The 16,139-nt window shown below is 61.7% G+C and carries 19 protein-coding genes; 12 read left to right on the top strand and 7 right to left on the bottom strand.

Going from position 1 to position 16,139, the window contains the following annotated elements:
• Window positions 1-59: 59 nt before the first annotated feature.
• The gene (locus QTL96_RS30115; RefSeq protein ID WP_209191930.1) at window positions 60-704 is read left to right on the top strand and encodes a septation protein A; all 645 of its coding nucleotides are present in this window, start codon (window positions 60-62) and stop codon (window positions 702-704) included.
• Window positions 701-1,288, top strand: coding sequence for a DUF2585 domain-containing protein (locus tag QTL96_RS30110; RefSeq protein WP_289730309.1), 588 nt, complete (start codon window positions 701-703; stop codon window positions 1,286-1,288). Before QTL96_RS30115 ends, QTL96_RS30110 begins: the two co-directional genes overlap by 4 nt.
• A 38-nt stretch (window positions 1,289-1,326) precedes the next feature.
• Here the strand turns inward: QTL96_RS30110 and QTL96_RS30105 are convergent, their stop codons facing one another.
• A complete protein-coding gene (locus tag QTL96_RS30105; protein WP_289730308.1) occupies window positions 1,327-2,157 on the bottom strand; it encodes an aldo/keto reductase in 831 nt (276 codons plus the stop codon).
• A 148-nt stretch (window positions 2,158-2,305) separates the two neighbouring features.
• Window positions 2,306-2,827 (bottom strand): L,D-transpeptidase, encoded by a 522-nt coding sequence (locus QTL96_RS30100; protein WP_289730307.1) that lies wholly within the window; start codon window positions 2,825-2,827, stop codon window positions 2,306-2,308.
• A gap of 171 nt (window positions 2,828-2,998) precedes the next feature.
• Here QTL96_RS30100 and QTL96_RS30095 point away from each other — a divergent pair, with 171 nt between their 5' ends.
• Window positions 2,999-3,682: a response regulator transcription factor gene (locus QTL96_RS30095; RefSeq protein ID WP_018901915.1), complete on the top strand. Its 684-nt coding sequence runs from the start codon at window positions 2,999-3,001 to the stop codon at window positions 3,680-3,682.
• Between the two features lie 2 nt (window positions 3,683-3,684).
• Window positions 3,685-4,140 (top strand): cyclic nucleotide-binding domain-containing protein, encoded by a 456-nt coding sequence (locus QTL96_RS30090; RefSeq protein ID WP_289730306.1) that lies wholly within the window; start codon window positions 3,685-3,687, stop codon window positions 4,138-4,140.
• Between the two features lie 18 nt (window positions 4,141-4,158).
• Here QTL96_RS30090 and QTL96_RS30085 read toward each other — a convergent pair whose 3' ends face one another.
• Window positions 4,159-4,962, bottom strand: coding sequence for an exodeoxyribonuclease III (locus QTL96_RS30085; protein WP_289730305.1), 804 nt, complete (start codon window positions 4,960-4,962; stop codon window positions 4,159-4,161).
• Window positions 4,963-5,050: 88 nt separating this feature from the next.
• Window positions 5,051-6,058 (bottom strand): MBL fold metallo-hydrolase, encoded by a 1,008-nt coding sequence (locus QTL96_RS30080; protein WP_289730304.1) that lies wholly within the window; start codon window positions 6,056-6,058, stop codon window positions 5,051-5,053.
• Window positions 6,059-6,375: 317 nt separating this feature from the next.
• On the opposite strand from QTL96_RS30080, the gene ffh reads away from it, so the two are divergent.
• From ffh to trmD, 5 genes are all read left to right on the top strand, one after another.
• Window positions 6,376-7,953 carry a signal recognition particle protein gene (ffh, locus tag QTL96_RS30075; RefSeq protein ID WP_289730303.1) on the top strand — a complete coding sequence of 526 codons (1,578 nt, stop codon included), beginning with the start codon at window positions 6,376-6,378 and terminating at the stop codon, window positions 7,951-7,953.
• 16 nt (window positions 7,954-7,969) lie between these two features.
• Complete coding sequence (locus QTL96_RS30070; RefSeq protein WP_047508787.1) at window positions 7,970-8,290, top strand: chorismate mutase; 321 nt, start codon at window positions 7,970-7,972, stop codon at window positions 8,288-8,290.
• 51 nt (window positions 8,291-8,341) lie between these two features.
• Entirely contained in the window at window positions 8,342-8,710 is a 369-nt protein-coding gene (gene rpsP / locus QTL96_RS30065) for a 30S ribosomal protein S16 (protein ID WP_018901909.1), read from the top strand.
• A 119-nt stretch (window positions 8,711-8,829) separates the two neighbouring features.
• Window positions 8,830-9,414 (top strand): ribosome maturation factor RimM, encoded by a 585-nt coding sequence (rimM, locus tag QTL96_RS30060; RefSeq protein WP_289730302.1) that lies wholly within the window; start codon window positions 8,830-8,832, stop codon window positions 9,412-9,414.
• Window positions 9,415-9,422: 8 nt separating this feature from the next.
• Window positions 9,423-10,103 carry a tRNA (guanosine(37)-N1)-methyltransferase TrmD gene (trmD, locus tag QTL96_RS30055; RefSeq protein WP_289730450.1) on the top strand — a complete coding sequence of 227 codons (681 nt, stop codon included), beginning with the start codon at window positions 9,423-9,425 and terminating at the stop codon, window positions 10,101-10,103.
• Window positions 10,104-10,145: 42 nt separating this feature from the next.
• Here the strand turns inward: trmD and QTL96_RS30050 are convergent, their stop codons facing one another.
• Window positions 10,146-11,603, bottom strand: a complete 1,458-nt coding sequence (locus QTL96_RS30050; RefSeq protein WP_289730301.1) for an NCS1 family nucleobase:cation symporter-1 — start codon at window positions 11,601-11,603, stop codon at window positions 10,146-10,148.
• 524 nt (window positions 11,604-12,127) lie between these two features.
• Between QTL96_RS30050 and rplS the strand changes: the two genes are divergently transcribed.
• Window positions 12,128-12,676 carry a 50S ribosomal protein L19 gene (rplS, locus tag QTL96_RS30045; protein ID WP_018901924.1) on the top strand — a complete coding sequence of 183 codons (549 nt, stop codon included), beginning with the start codon at window positions 12,128-12,130 and terminating at the stop codon, window positions 12,674-12,676.
• A gap of 100 nt (window positions 12,677-12,776) precedes the next feature.
• On the opposite strand, the gene QTL96_RS30040 is transcribed toward rplS, so the two are convergent.
• Window positions 12,777-13,334, bottom strand: coding sequence for a hypothetical protein (locus tag QTL96_RS30040; RefSeq protein WP_289730300.1), 558 nt, complete (start codon window positions 13,332-13,334; stop codon window positions 12,777-12,779).
• Between the two features lie 209 nt (window positions 13,335-13,543).
• Window positions 13,544-13,987 carry an SRPBCC family protein gene (locus QTL96_RS30035; RefSeq protein WP_111562601.1) on the bottom strand — a complete coding sequence of 148 codons (444 nt, stop codon included), beginning with the start codon at window positions 13,985-13,987 and terminating at the stop codon, window positions 13,544-13,546.
• A 449-nt stretch (window positions 13,988-14,436) separates the two neighbouring features.
• Here QTL96_RS30035 and QTL96_RS30030 point away from each other — a divergent pair, with 449 nt between their 5' ends.
• Together QTL96_RS30030 and QTL96_RS30025 are read left to right on the top strand one after the other, a co-directional pair.
• The gene (locus tag QTL96_RS30030) at window positions 14,437-15,234 is read left to right on the top strand and encodes a transporter substrate-binding domain-containing protein (RefSeq protein WP_018902251.1); all 798 of its coding nucleotides are present in this window, start codon (window positions 14,437-14,439) and stop codon (window positions 15,232-15,234) included.
• A 43-nt stretch (window positions 15,235-15,277) separates the two neighbouring features.
• The gene (locus QTL96_RS30025) at window positions 15,278-16,102 is read left to right on the top strand and encodes an amino acid ABC transporter permease (protein ID WP_289730449.1); all 825 of its coding nucleotides are present in this window, start codon (window positions 15,278-15,280) and stop codon (window positions 16,100-16,102) included.
• Window positions 16,103-16,139 lie beyond the last annotated feature (37 nt).

Raw genomic sequence — 16,139 nt, 5'->3', positions numbered from 1 at the left:
TAGAGACCGACGATAACAACTGACGACAAAGACTGACCAGGGAACGGATTAGGGACCTCATGACGACCGAGAGCGATATCACCCCGTCGGCGACAGACAAGCATCACCCGATGCTCAAGCTGGCGCTGGAGCTCGGGCCGCTGCTGATCTTCTTCTTCGCCAATCTGCGCGGGCCCTGGCTCGTCGAGAAATTCCCGGCTCTCGCCTCCCTCGGCGGCCCGCTCTTCGTCGCGACCGCGCTGTTCATGGCGGCGACGGTGATCTCGCTCGTCATCTCGAAGGTCGTGCTGCGCCATCTGCCGATCATGCCCTTCGTCTCGGGCATCGTCGTCCTGATCTTCGGCTCGCTGTCGATCTACCTGCAGGACGAGACCTTCATCAAGATGAAGCCGACGATCATCAATTCGCTGTTCGGCTTGACGCTGCTCGGCGGCCTGCTCTTCGGCAAGTCGTTGCTCGGCTATGTCTTCAACGCCGCCTTCCAGCTCGATGCCGAAGGATGGCGCAAGCTCACCGTTCGCTGGGGCGTGTTCTTCCTGTTCCTGGCGGTGCTGAACGAGGTCGTCTGGCGCAACTTCTCCGACGACACCTGGGTCGCCTTCAAGGTCTGGGGCACGATGCCGATCACCATCCTGTTCACGCTGGCGCAAATGCCGCTGATCATGAAGCACACGATCGCGCCCGAGGGCGAGGCCGGCCAGTGACGGCGCTGCAGGCGACTGACAGAGCCAGGCACCAGACCTACTGGTTCATCGCCTGCCTCGGCGTGCTCATCGCGCAGATCGTCGCCGAATATCTGATGGGGCGCACGCCGATCTGCACCTGCGGCTACGTCAAGCTGTGGGAGGGCACCGTCAATTCCAGCGGCAACTCGCAGCACATGTCGGACTGGTACACGCCATCCCATATCATCCACGGCTTCCTGTTCTACGGCCTGGCGCATCTGGTGCTGCGCGGCAAGCCGATCGCGATGAAGCTGCTTCTGGCGCTGGTGATCGAATCCGGCTGGGAGCTCTTGGAGAACTCGCCGATCATCATCGACCGCTACCGCACGGCGACCATCTCGCTCGATTATTACGGCGACAGCATCCTGAACTCGGCGATGGACACGGTGTTCATGGTGCTCGGCTTCTTCTTCGCCTGGCGCGCGCCGGTCTGGCTGACGGTCTCGATCGCCATCTTCTTCGAGATCTTCACCGGCTACATGATCCGGGACAACCTGACGCTCAACGTGCTGATGCTCGTCAGGCCGCTGGAGGCGGTGAAGACGTGGCAGGGCGGGGCCTAGAGCCACAAGCTCCAGGCCTACACCTCTAGATCAAGTCCTTAGAACGTCGCCGTCTTCGGGTCCGGCCCCATGCGCGCCGAGCTGCTGTCGAGCTTGGCGATCTCGGCCATGTCGTCGCCATCGAGCTTGAAGTCGAAGACCTGGAAGTTCTCGACGATACGCGACGGCGTTACCGATTTCGGGATGACGACGAGGCCGCTGTCCATGTGCCAGCGGATGATCACTTGCGCCGGCGTCTTGCCGTGCTTCTCGGCGATTTTCGCCAGAACAGGATGGGCGATCAGCTTGCCCTGGCCGAGCGGGCTCCAGGACTGCGTGGCGATGTTGAGCTTCTTGTGCGCTTCCTGCGCGATTTTCTGCTGGAAGTCCGGATGCAGCTCGATCTGGTTGATGACGGGCACGACGCCGGTCTCTGCAATCAACCGCTCCAGATGCTCCGGATAGAAGTTCGAGACGCCGATCGACTTGGCGCGGCCCTCTTCGCGCAGCTTGATGAAGGCCTTCCAGGTATCGACATAGGTGTCGCGGTTCGGCGCCGGCCAGTGGATGAGGTAGAGGTCGACATAATCGGTGCCGAGGCGCTTCAGGCTCTTGTCGAAGGCCTTAAGTGTCGTGTCGTAACCCTGGTCGGCGTTCCAGAGCTTGGTGGTCAGGAAGACGTCCTTGCGGTCGACGCCCGACGAGCGGATTCCCTCGCCGACGCCCTCTTCGTTTTCATAGACCGCGGCCGTATCGACATGGCGATAGCCGGCTTCAATCGCGGCGCGCACCGCGGGTGCCGCCATGTCGTTGGGCGTCTGCCAGACGCCGAGACCGACCTGGGGAATGGAATGTCCGTCGTGAAACGTAATGATGGATTGCTGTGCCACAATAAATCTCCGCGAAAGCGATGAATGGAACGGGGCGTGTTGAACAGCGGGTGACCGCCATTTCCCTGATCGCCTTTCAGCCCGGGCGTCGGTCGGATTGCATATAGGTCAGGCGGCGCGCGATATCACCCCTGCTCTTATCCCGAGATTACAAAACCCTGACGACGGTACCCTTGCGCAAGTAAGGCAGGATGCGGTTCATGTCGCGCGGGTGAATGGCGATGCAGCCCTCCGTCGGCTTGTAGCCGGGGCGGATGAGGTGGAAGAAGATCGCCGAGCCGCGATTGCGGGCGCGTGAGCTGATGTTCCAGTCCATGACGAGGCAGACGTCATAGAGCCCGTCGTCGCGCTTCATCTTTTCGTGACTTTTGCTGAACGGCGCCTTGACTGGCCTGTTGTAGTTGGCGTCATCAGGCTGATCGCACCAGAGCATGTCCTCGCGGATAAGGCGAATCGGTAGCCGCGTTCGCAAACCGGAGGTTTTTTCGCCGCGCACGAAACCCGAAATCAGCCGCATTTCGGCGATCGGAGTGGCGCCATCACCCTCACGCTTGCGCGTGCTGCGGCCCGAACGGCCGATCGCTGCGGGCACCACGATTGTGCCGAATTGCAGCAAAGCCCGGCTTTTCTGCCCCGGCGCTGGTCTAACGGTGATGATCGTTGGTTGCAAAGACGGTGTCCGCCTTGTTTTTTCCATGTTTCTCACATGTTTGTGCAATTGCAGGGGCAATGATTGAAATCATATAGCACCATATACGATAACAGCTTGGTATGCTGATCTTTGCCAACATCCTAAAGTTGGCGTAGGAATAGTGAACCAGATGGCGAGGGACATAGCCGCATGACAGCACGCACCATTTTGTTGGTGGATGATGACGACGACCTCCGCGAGACCCTCACGGAGCAGCTCTCGCTCTATGACGAGTTCACGGTTCTCCAGGAATCCACGGCTGCCAAGGGTGTCGAACGCGCCCGCGCGACGGCCATCGATCTCCTGATCATGGATGTCGGGCTGCCTGATATGGATGGGCGCGAGGCTGTGAAGCTTCTGCGCAAGGGCGGCCTCAAGGCGCCGATCATCATGCTGACGGGCCATGACACCGATTCAGATACCATTCTCGGCCTCGAGGCCGGCGCCAACGACTACGTGACGAAGCCGTTCCGCTTCGCGGTTCTGCTTGCCCGCATTCGCGTGCAGCTGCGCCAGCACGAGCAGAGCGAGGACGCCACCTTCAGCGTCGGCCCCTATGTCTTCAAGCCGAGCCAGAAGTTGCTGACCACGGAAAACGGCCAGAAGATCCGCCTCACTGAAAAGGAAGCGGCGATCATCCGCTATCTCTACCGCGCCGAACAGAAGGTCGTGACCCGCGACGTGCTGCTCGAGGAGGTCTGGGGCTACAATTCCGGCGTCACCACCCACACGCTCGAAACCCACGTCTACCGCCTGCGCCAGAAGATCGAGCGCGATCCGTCGAACGCCGAAATCCTGGTCACGGAAAACGGCGGCTACAAGATCGTTCCGTAATCATGGCGCTGAATGACGATATCCAGCTGCTCGCGCAGCTTCCGCTTTTCAACGGAATGTCGGAGGATCAGCTGAGGCTGATCGCCTTCGGCGCGGATCGGCGTGTGATCTCGAACGGGCAGATGCTTTTTCGCGAAAGCTCTCCCGCCGACAGCGCCTACGTCATCGTCAGCGGCAGTGTTGAACTGAGCCACACCGGACGCGACAACAAGCCTGAGGTTCAGGCGGTTGTCGGGTCCGGCACGCTTTTGTCGGAGCTTGCGCTGGTCACGCTCGTCGAGCGCAAGTTCACGGCGATCGCCCGCGAGGACACGGCGATCATCCGCATCACCCGTTCGCTGTTTCACCGGCTGATCGAGGAATATCCGGATGCGGCTTTGCTGATCCAGCAGCGCATCCGCGACAATATCGCGGCGTTGGCGGCCAAGGCCGCCGCCGAGCTTCACCGCTTCGCCTGAGGCTCTTTTCTAAGCTGATCAGAGATCGAAATGCGCCGTCACCGGCACGTGGTCGGACGGCCGGTCCCAGCCGCGCGCTTCCTTGAGAATCTCGATGCGCTGCAGATGCGGCCCGAGATCGCGCGACGACCAGATATGGTCGAGACGCCGACCACGATCGGCCGCTTCCCAATCCTTGGCCCTATAGCTCCACCACGTATAGAGCTTCTGCGTGTCGGGCACGTTCTGGCGCATCAGGTCGAGCCACTGGCCGCGCTTCATCACCTCAAGCAGGCCCTCGGTCTCGACAGGCGTGTGGCTGACGATCTTCAAAAGCTGCTTGTGCGACCAGACGTCGTGCTCCATCGGCGCGATGTTGAGATCGCCCACCAGGATCGCCGAGGTATCGGCCTCGCCATCGGCCTTCAAGAGCTTCATCTCCTCGATGAAGTCGAGCTTGTGGCCGAACTTCGGATTGATCGCCCGATCCGGCTCGTCGCCGCCGGCTGGCACATAGAAATTATGGATGCGGATGCGCTTGCCGCCGCGCTCGAACACGGCCGAAATATGCCGGGCATCGCCGACCTTGCAATAGTCGGTGCTGTGATCCTCGACCAGCGGAAACCGCGATGCGATCGCCACCCCGTGATAGCCCTTCTGGCCATGGATGATCACATGCTCGTAGCCCATGGCCTTCAAGGGCGCCAAGGGGAACAGCTCGTTCGGCACCTTGGTTTCCTGCAGGCAGATGATGTCGGGGCGATGCTTAAGGAAGAGCTGCTCGACGATCGGCATGCGCAGCCGGACCGAATTGATGTTCCAGGTGGTGATCGAGAAGCCCATTGCGCTGCCTTTTCCAATTCTGTTGGAAGGGCTTTAGAGCAAAGGCTGGGTGGAGGGAACGGATGAGGGCGAAGAAAATGGGAGCACTTCACTCCAGCGGCACGTCGAACACCTCGCCGGCCCTGAGCGGCCGAAAGCGTTCCGGCGCAACGCCATGCTCGCGCAATGCGACCTCCAATGCTCTCACCGGCGCGTCCATGGCCTCGTCGGTCAGCTGGAAGGTCGCGAAGTGGTGGCCGGCGACGTGGGCGGCGTTGGCGAGTTGCATGCCGCGGACGGCTTCGTCGGGGTTCTGGTGCTGGCCCTTCATGAACCAGCGCGGCTCGTAGGCGCCGAAGGGCAGGATGGCGAGGCGGAAGGGGCCGTGTTTCTCGCCCGCGGCGCGATAGTTGATGCCGTCGTGAAAGCCGGTGTCGCCGACGTGGTAGATCTTGCCCGATGGAGTCGAGATGACGAAGGAGGCCCAGAGCGCCATGCTGCGGTCACCAGTGCCGCGCGCCGACCAATGGTGCGCCGGCTCGGCGTTTATAGTGATGCCATCAGAGATCGCGATGCGGTCGCCCCAGTCCATGACGGAAATCTTGGCATCAGGTGCGGCGCGGCGGATGATCGTGTCGTTGCCGAGCGGGGTGACGAAATGCGGGCTATGGGCGGCCTGCAGCCGCTTCAGCGTCACGACGTCGAGATGGTCGTAGTGATTGTGCGAGACGATGACGAGGTCGATCTTTGGGAGATCCTCGAAACGGATGCCGGGGGCCGTGACCCGCTTCGGGCCAACAAGTGAGAAGGGGCTGACGCGGTCCGACCAGACGGGGTCGGTCAGGATATTGAGACCCGCCACCTGCAGCAGCATCGAGGCGTGGCCGACCATCGTCACCCTGAGGCCGTCACCTTCGACGCGGGCATCGGGTTTCGCCTGCGGGAAGGGGCTCGGCACCTGCTTTTGCCAGGTCTGCCGCTCGCCGTTGAACTGCCAGCGCAGCATGGCGCGGAAGCCGAGAGGGGCGATGCCGCCGGGGTTGAAAAAGCGGGTGCCGTCGAAATGGTCGGTGACCGGGCCTTGATAGTAGGGATTTTTTGGTTTGGCGTTTGCCATGCGGTGGGAGCCTCGTCGCCGTGATATGCTGTTCGGGTTTCTGCATTTGGGTTGCCGCGCCGGCTTTTGAAAGGCCGAAAACCGCTTATTTGCCCTGATTGCCTTGACTCTCCGGCCGTTTTCCTGTTTACCGCCGCTCAATCTGCGACGAGCTTCAAGACTCGAGCCACCGACCGGGACCCGCAAAGGTATAAATCGATCCCGGAGGTCCACACCCGACAGCGCGATGCGCCCTCGGGTGCTTTTTGGCTATGCGTCTTGTTTTCGTCAAGGAAAAGCACAAGGTTTCCCTATCCGGAAATCACAAGGAAGAGCCGATGTTTGAGAACCTCCAGGACCGTCTTGGATCCATTCTGAATGGACTGACAGGCCGTGGCGCGCTTTCGGAAGCCGATGTTTCCGCAGCGCTACGCGAGGTTCGCCGTGCGCTTCTGGAGGCCGACGTCGCGCTCGACGTGGTGCGCGCCTTTACCGATCGCGTCCGTGAAAAGGCCGTCGGCGCCGAGATCCTGAAGTCGATCAAGCCCGGCCAGATGGTCGTCAAGATCGTTCATGACGAGCTGATCGAGATGCTCGGCGGCGAAGGCGTGGGCGTCGACCTGCATGCCGCTGCGCCCGTCGTCATCATGATGGTCGGTCTGCAGGGCTCGGGCAAGACGACGACGTCTGCGAAGATCGCCAAGCGGCTCACCGACCGCGAGAAGAAGAAGGTCCTGATGGCGTCGCTCGATACGCGACGCCCGGCCGCCCAGGAGCAGCTGCGCCAGCTCGGCGTACAGACCAATGTCGACACACTGCCTGTTATCGCCGGCCAGTCGCCGACCGATATCGCCGCGCGCGCCGTGCAGGCAGCGAGGCTCGGCGGCCACGACGTCGTGATCCTCGACACCGCCGGCCGTACGCATATCGACGAGCCCTTGATGGTCGAAATGGCCGACATCAAGAAGAAGTCGAACCCGCATGAAATCCTGCTGGTCGCGGATAGCTTGACCGGTCAGGACGCCGTCAACCTGGCGCGCAACTTCGACGAACGCGTCGGCATCACCGGCCTCGTGCTCACCCGTATGGACGGCGACGGCCGTGGCGGTGCGGCGCTTTCGATGCGCGCGGTGACCGGCAAGCCGATCAAGCTCATCGGTGTCGGCGAGCGCATGGGCGAACTCGAAGAGTTCCACCCGCGCCGTATCGCCGACCGCATTCTCGGCATGGGCGACATTGTTTCGCTGGTCGAGCGCGCCGCCGAAAACATCGACGCCGAAAAGGCGGCCGCCATGGCCGCCAAGATGGCCAAGGGCAAGTTCGACCTGAACGACCTCGCCGACCAGCTGCGCCAGATGCAGAAGATGGGCGGCATGGGCGGCATCATGAGCATGATGCCCGGCATGGCTGGCATGAAGGACAAGATGGCTTCTGCCGGCCTCAACGACAGCCTGTTCGGCCGCCAGCTTGCGATCATCTCCTCGATGACCAAGGCCGAGCGTGCCAACCCTGATATGCTCAAGCATTCGCGCAAGAAGCGCATCGCCGCCGGCTCGGGCACCGATGCCTCCGACATCAACAAGCTTCTGAAGATGCACCGCCAGATGGCGGACATGATGAAGATGATGGGCGGCAAGGGCAAAGGCGGCATGATGAAGCAGATGATGGGCGGCCTTGCCGGCAAGATGGGCCTCGGTGGCCTTGGCGGCGGCATGGGCGGCATGCCCGATCTCTCCAACATCGATCCGAAACAGCTCGAAGCCTTGCAGAAGCAGGCGGAAGCGGCCGGCCTCGGCAAGCCGGGCGGCGGCATGCCGGGCCTCGGTGGCGGTGGTTTGCCGGGTCTGGGCGGCGCCAAGCTGCCCGGCCTCGGCGGTGGTTTCCCGGGCCTTCCCGGCCTGCCAAAGAAGAAGTGAAGGGGTCGCCCAGACTATGACTGATCCTGAAATCAAAGCCCAGCTCTCCAGCTATCGCCAGTCGATCGACAATATCGATGCGGCGCTGGTGCATATCCTGGCCGAACGGTTCCGCTGCACCAAAGAGGTCGGCGTTCTCAAGGCCAAGTACAAGTTGCCGCCGGCAGACCCGGCGCGCGAGGAATACCAGATCGAACGCCTTCGCCACCTGGCCAAGGATGCCAATCTGGATCCGGATTTCGCCGAGAAGTTCCTGAACTTCGTCATCAAGGAAGTCATCCGGCATCATGAGCAGATCGCAGCGGATCACGCCGAAAACGGCGCTGCTGCAAAGTAACAAGGCCGCTTCGACAAGAAGCGGTTCAGACACATCCAAGGAGTAAAGAAAATGGCACTGAAAATTCGTCTCGCACGCGGTGGTTCCAAGAAGCGCCCGTACTACCACATCGTTCTCGCTGACGCCCGCAGCCCACGCGACGGCCGCTTCCTCGAGAACCTCGGTTCCTGGAACCCGATGCTCGCCAAGGACAACGATGCCCGCGTCAAGCTCGACGCCGAGCGCATCACCCACTGGATCGCACAGGGCGCACAGCCGACCGACCGCGTTCTGCGCTTCCTGAACGAAGCCGGCATTGCAAAGCGCGAAGCCAAGAATAACCCGGAAAAGGCAAAGCCAGGCAAGCGCGCTCAGGAGCGTGCAGCTGAAAAGGCTCAGAAGATCGCCGACGCTGCAGAAGCTGCTGCTTCCGCGGAATAATTCCGGGCTTCGGCCTTGATCGAACGGGCGGCATGGCGACATGCCGCCCGTTTTCGTTTCCATTCCCGTTCACTTCGGTTATGACGAACCAAACCTCCGGCTTCGACATTAGGGACGCCATGACAAAGCTAGAAAATCCGGTGCTGATGGCAACGATCGGTGGCGCGCAGGGGCTGCGCGGCGAAGTGCGCGCCAAGTCCTACAGCGCCGATCCGACCGCGCTCGGCGATTACGGCCACCTGCACAGCATGGATGGCCGCACCTTCGAGGTGCTTGAAATCCGCGAGATGAAGAATGTCGTCGTCGTCCGCTTCCGGGGGATCAACGACCGCAACGCCGCCGAGGCGCTGAACGGTCTGGAGCTCTATATCGACCGCGACAACCTGCCCGACGACGAGCTTGAGGAAGACGAGTTCTTCTATGCCGATCTCGAAGGCCTCGAGGCCGTCGACGACCAGGGCGTCAGCTACGGCACCGTCACCGGCATCTTCGATTTCGGCGCCGGCGACCTGCTGGAGCTCAAGGGTCCCGGCAAGCGGCCGGTGCTGATCCCGTTTTCGGAGGCCTCGGTGCTCGAGATCGACCTCGAAGCCGGCAAGATCACCATCGATCCGCTGGCCTCAGGCCTCGTCGATAGCGACGACGACGGTCCGTCGTTTACGCCTGACAATTCGGGCGGCGACAAGTCGAAGAAAAAGAAGTGAGCGATAAGATGGCCTTCCGGGCGACTGTCCTGACACTCTACCCGGAGATGTTTCCCGGCCATCTCGGCTATTCCCTTGCCGGCAAGGCAATGGAGCGTGGCCAGTGGGCGCTTGAGCCCGTGCAGATCCGCGATTTCGCCACCGACAAGCACCGCACCGTCGACGACACGCCGGCCGGCGGCGGCGCCGGCATGGTGCTGAAGCCCGACGTGCTCGCCCGCGCCATCGATACCGTCTCCGAAAACGACAGTCGCCCACGGCTCCTGATGAGCCCGCGCGGCAAGCCTTTGACGCAGGAACGCGTGCGCGAACTGGCCGCCGGCGAAGGCGTCATCATCGTCTGCGGCCGTTTCGAGGGCGTGGACCAGCGGGTGATCGACGCGCGCCAGCTGGAAGAAGTGTCGATCGGCGACTACGTGCTCTCAGGTGGCGAACCTGCAGCGCTCACCGTCCTCGACGCGATCGTCCGCATCCTGCCCGGCGTCATGGGCAACGACCTCTCCGGCCTGCACGAGAGCTTCGAGGGCGGAATGCTGGAGCACCCGCACTACACGCGCCCGCAGGAGTGGGAAGGCCGCGAGATCCCCGCGGTGCTGACATCTGGCAATCACGGCGCGATCGAGAAGTGGCGGCGCGAGCAGGCGGTCAACCTGACGCGCGCGCGGCGACCGGATCTGCTGGACGAGTAGATCTCGCAAAGAAATATGCCCGGCCGAAGCCGGGCATTTCGTTTATCGTGAGGCAGCACCGACGGCGGAGCCGCGGGTGGTCATGCGCAGGAGATAATAGACCCCGCCGCCGATGCCGACGCCGAAGAACCAGCCGTATGTGCCCCACCATTCCGGCAGGATAGACGTGAAGGTCGGCAGGATCGAGGAGAAGAGCGCGCCGATCGCAAACGCGATGAATGCGTTGACGTGCCAGCCGCTCTGGAAGCGGAATTCGCCGTCCTCGCGGTAGAGGGCCGCGACGTCGAGTTCGCCCTTTCTGATGAGATAGTAGTCCACCATCATCACCCCGAAGATCGGCCCCATGGTCGAGCCGATGAAGTTGACGAAGTGGGCCGCACCCGTTTCCCAGGGGGCGAAGGGATAGAGCACCAGCGCGATCAATGCCGCGATATAGCCGCCGCGCTTGAAGCTGATGTGGCGCGGGAAGACGTTGGAAAAATCGAAGGCCGGCGAGACGAAGTTGGCGACGACGTTGATGCCGAGCGTTGCCACCGCAAAGGTGAGTGCCGCCAGAAGCGCCAGGAACCAGCTGTCGAACTTGGCCGAGATGGCTTCGGGATGCAGCAGCACCTCGCCATAGACGGTAAAGGCCGCCGTGGTCGTGACACCCGCCACGAGGCAGAAGGCGAGCAGGTTGATCGGCAGGCCCCAGAGATTGCCCTTTCGCAGCGTCTTCACGTCCTTGGCGTAGCGCGAGAAGTCGCAGAAGTTCAGGTAGAGAGCGGCGAAATAGGTGATCCAGGTGGCGGCGACGGCGGCGAGCGCAGGCAGGGTGCCCGGTTCATAGGGAACGCCGGCATCCCTGGTCTTTTCGATCAGCACGTCGCGCGGAATTTCGCTGCCGAAGGAGAAGGTGCCGGCCTTGACGACGAGATAGACGGCCAAGACGAGCATCATGATCCAGACGGCCGGTCCGGCCCAATCCTGGAACTTGCGCACGGTTTCCATGCCGCGCTGGATGATCAAAAGCTGCAGCGCCCAGACGATGACGTAGCAGATCACTTCCAGCGTCGAGTGGCCGAGGAAATGGCTGTTCTGGTGGAAGGCGAGGATGCTCTCGTTGCGGATCAGCAGCGCCACGATGGCGCCCGAGGCGGCGGCCGTCTGCGCGCCGTACCAGAAGCAGGCGACGACCGCGCGCACCAGCGCCGGCGCGTTGGCGCCGAAGGTGCCGAAGGAGGCACGCGCCAGAACTGGGAACGGCACGCCCGTCTTGACGCCGGCATTGCCGACCAGGCTCATCAGCACAAAGATGACAAGCGAGCCGAGACCGATGGCGATGACGAAATTGATGAAGCTGCCGCACAGAAGAAAAAGACTGGCGGCGAGATAATAGCCCCACAGGCTGTGAACGTCCGAGGTCCAGACGTTGAAAATGCTGAAGGCGCCCCACTTCCTCTCCCGAGCGGGCGCCAGATCCTCGTTGTACAACGAGGGCGACGGATTGCCAGATGTCATGTAATCCCCTCCTAGGATTCGCGGGCCACAAAATGGCCACAATCGAACTTGCTCCCGATTTGGGCATTTGACAAATATTTAATCAAATAATGCACAGGGGTGACATAAAGGCCCCTCCGCACGCGGCATGAAGACCCCTCCCCAACCCCTCCCCACAAGGGGGAGGGGCTAACTCGTGGCGCCCCCCGCCAGCTCGTGTTCCCGATGCTTGTTGAAAGGCTTCAGTTTGGTGGGGAGGGTGCGCCCAGCAAGCCCCTCCCCCTTGTGGGGAGGGGTTGGGGAGGGGACTAAACGCGGGCCTGGGAGCGACCCAATCACTACCTCCCGCCAATGAATCTCACGCGCAAGGGGTGACAAAGGCCGCGCGATAGGGTATGCGCACGCCCGGAATGGGAAATATCCCATCAACCAAGCAAAGAAAGACAGACGCATTCGCCCCTGCCTGAAGAGGCATAAGTCCGAGGCTTGACCCAAGGATTGATCGCAGGGCGCTCTGGTTGTCGAACCAACAATGAGGTTGACACATGAACATCATTCAGCAGCTTGAGGCCGAACAGGTCGCCAAGATCGAAGCCAAGCGCACGCTCCCGGAATTTTCTCCTGGTGATACCGTCCGCGTCAACGTGAAGGTCACGGAAGGCACGCGTACCCGCGTACAGGCCTACGAAGGCGTCTGCATCGCTCGTTCGGGCGGCGGTCTGCAGGAAAACTTCACGGTCCGCAAGATCTCTTACGGCGAAGGCGTCGAGCGCGTATTCCCGGTCTACTCGCCTGCCATCGAAAGCGTGGAAGTCGTTCGCCGCGGTAAGGTCCGTCGCGCCAAGCTCTACTACCTGCGCGACCGTCGCGGCAAGTCTGCCCGTATCGTTGAAGACACCGGCGTTCGCGCCCGCAAGCTCAACGACGCCGAGCGCGCCGCTCTCGCCCAGGAAAAGGCACGTCTGGAAGCTGAAAAGGTTGCAGCTGCTCAGGCTCTGGCAGCCGAAAAGGCAGCACAGGAAGCCGCCGAAAAGGCAGCTGCCGAAGCCGCAGCCGCTGAAGCAGCCGCCGCAGCCGAGCCGGCAGCGGAATAAGCTTCATCCGCAAGGATTGACGAAAAAGGCGACCTTCGGGTCGCCTTTTTTGTTGCACATGAGGCTGGCTACGCCAATCGGCGGCCGCCGCTGCATGGCTTCAATCGTCGTCCAGTCCTGTCCACGACGATGAGGCATAGGTACCGACATTCGCGTCGTCCTTGCTATTCATCGCCGGTGCAAAGTGACGATGGTAACGCCTCATGGTCTCATATAGTTCTCGCGGCCTGCTGCCGCGGAGAAGGTGAGCATCAATTCTGGTCTCCTTTGTTTCGGCATCCCGTTTGCTGATCGCGATGATCTTGTTCTCCCGGAATCGCCCCACTTCGTAGTATTTGATGCCGGCGATCGACGCCCAGTGTATGCGTCCCGTGCCATGGGGTGTGAAGTGGATGCCTTGGTGATCCAACGCCAAGACGACCTCATCAAAATCCAACCGTGACAGAAGTGCACGGGCTCCGACGGCGTAGATGGCCAAACATGCCAAAGTGAGCAATATTCGGGGAGCCACGCCAAACTCTGGGCCAAGTACCTTCGTGGCGCCCGTGGCAACCGGATACAGAAGTATCACGCCTCCAGCCAGCAGACCGATATAGATGGGCCGCTTCGCTCTTCTGAATTCGCGGCGAGGAAAGCTGGCTTCTGGTCGGTCCCTCATTGTCATCCCGCTTATGTCAGTCCTGCTCAACGCCGCAGACGGCGAATACCAAGGGCGGATATCATACGCGCTCCTTGGTGACGTCAGGATAGCGGTTCTGTGTTAATGCAATCAAAAGACGCATTTGGTCGGTGGGTGAGGGTGTGGCGAAGACCCCTCCCCAACCCCTCCCCCTTGTGGGGAGGGGTTGGGGAGGGGACTTTATCGATTTACTCCGCAATCTCCGGCTCGATCAGCCGCGCCATGTTGCGTAGCGACTCCTGCCAGCCGAGATAGCAGGCTTCCGGCGGGATGAGGTCGGGGATGCCGGCCTGGGTGATGTTGATCTCGGTGCCGACGGAGACCTTCTTCAGGTCGACCGTCACCTCCATCTCGCCCGGCAGGTTGGGGTCGTCGAAGCGGTCGACATAGCGCACGCGTTCGCCGGGCACGAGTTCGAGATATTCGCCGCCGAAGGAATGGCTGTTGCCTGATGTGAAGTTGCGGAACGACATCTTGAAGGTCCCGCCGACGGTCGGCTCGAAATGATGGACGCTGCAGGTAAAGCCGTTCGGCGGCAGCCACTTGGCCATCGCGTCGGCCTCGATAAAGGCGCGGTAGACCTTCTCGGGCTTGGTGGCGAGAACGCGGTGCAGGCGGATGGTGCTTGGCATGGGGTGTTCCTCCGAGTTGATGCGATGGGTTGGGCCCTAAGGACGGGCGAGCGGTTAGTGATCCGACATCTGATTGGGATTTTGTTCAAGGGGGAGATGGCCAGTGATTTACCGTGTGGCCCCCTCATCGCCTCGCTGCGCTCCGGCACTTCTCCCCGCTGGGGCGAAGGGGCCGGTGGCTGGCGTTGTGCGCCCCTCACCACGCCTATAGCGTTTTGTTTTGACTGGGACGGTGCCACATCTCCCCTTCGCCCCAGCGGGGAGAAGGTGCCGGCAGGCGGATGAGGGGGCTGCGGGCGCCGACCGGCGCCGTAGCGCGTGTCATGCCCCAAACACCCCTATTTTTGAAAGACCATTCCCGATTTCCCCCATCCTCACACGCCAATCCCCTTGCCAGCGGCTTTGCAAACATGACAGTTTCCGCGAGCGCTATTTTGGGGAGATATTTCATGTTGTTTCGTCGCACCGTCCTTGCCGGACTGACCGCCCTCGCTCTTTCGCCGCTTGCGGCCTCCGCCGCCGAGCTTCCCGATCTGAAGGGCAAGACGGTCGTGGTCGTCACTGAGAACGCCTATCCGCCGCTGCAGTTCGTCGATCCGAAGACGGGCAAGCAGATCGGCTGGGAATATGATGCGATGAACGAGATCGCCAAGCGGCTGAACTTCAAGGTCGAGTACCAAAACACCAGCTGGGATGCGATGATCCAGGCGGTGTCTGATAACCAGTACAATATCGGCATGACCGGGATCACCATCAAGGACGATCGCAAGGCCAAGGTCGACTTCTCCGATCCCTACATGCGCTCGCAGCAGTTCATGCTGGTGCGCGGCGACGAGACGCGCTTTACCGACGCCAAGACGTTCGGTGCCTTCAATGACGGCCTCGTCGGCGCGCAGCCGGGCACCTCGCCCTTCTATGCCGCCGTCTACGAGATCCTCGACGGCAATGAACAGAACCCGCGCATCAAGCTGTTCGAGACCTTCGGCGCCACGGTACAGGCGCTGAAAGCCGGCGATGTCGATGTGGTCTTGACCGACAGCGTCGCAGCTCAGGGCTATGTCGATGCGTCGAATGGCGGGCTGAAGGTCATCGGCGGGCCGCTCGGCACCGAGGATTTCGGCTTCATCTTCCCCAAGGGGTCCGATCTCGTCGGTCCCGTCAATGCGGCGATCGCGAGCCTCAAGGCCGACGGCACCTTCGACAAGCTCAACAAGACATGGTTTCTCGACTACAAGATGGGTCAATGATCCCGTCTTTTTCAATCGCTTGCCGCGCACGGACTGAAGCATGATGGCTCCGCAGCCAAACCCGCGGGGCCAGGAGAAGGGCGACTATCCTTGGTGGCTGGTCGCCCTTGTCGTGATCGGCGTTACGCTCGCCGCCGTCATCATCGCCAACGACGTCTATGCGCAGGTGTTCCGCACCGTGTTCAACGGCGTCGGCATCACCATTTTCGTGACGCTCGTCGGCTTTGCGCTGGCGACGCTGCTCGGGCTCGGCATAGCCCTGCTCGGGCTGTCGGACAGCGTCGCGCTGCGCCAGATCGCCCGCTTCTATGTCGAGGTTGTCAGAGGCATCCCGATGCTGGTGCTTCTGTTCTACGTCGCCTTCGTCGGCGCGCCGGCCTTCGTCGCCGCCTATAATTTCCTGACCGCGCCGCTGGTGAATGCCGGGCTTACGGAGCCGGTGCTGGTGCGCGATTTCTCCTTGATGTGGCGAGCGATCATCGCGCTGATGATCGGCTATTCCTCCTTCATCGCCGAAGTGTTCCGCGCCGGCATCCAGTCGGTCGATCAGGGGCAGATCGAGGCCGCCAAGGCGCTTGGCCTGTCGCGCTACCATCGCTTTCGCCTCGTGATCTTTCCGCAGGCGATCAAGGTGATCTTTCCGCCGCTGTCCAACGATTTCGTGGCGATGGTGAAGGATAGCTCGCTGGTCTCTGTGCTCGGCGTTTCCGACATCACGCAGATGGGCAAGATCTATGCGTCCGGCTCCTTCCGCTTCTTTGAAACCTATTCGATCGTCACCTATATCTACCTGATCCTGACGATCGGCCTGTCGCTTGGCCTCAGGCAGATCGAGAAACGGATGCGCGGCAGAGACGGACGGCGATAAAGCGCTAATGAATCGAATTGCCGAGCATCGGAAAAAT

It is taken from the genome of Rhizobium sp. S163 (genome assembly GCF_030380805.1).
GTDB lineage: Bacteria > Pseudomonadota > Alphaproteobacteria > Rhizobiales > Rhizobiaceae > Rhizobium.
This window is presented reverse-complemented; position numbering and strand designations above follow the sequence as displayed.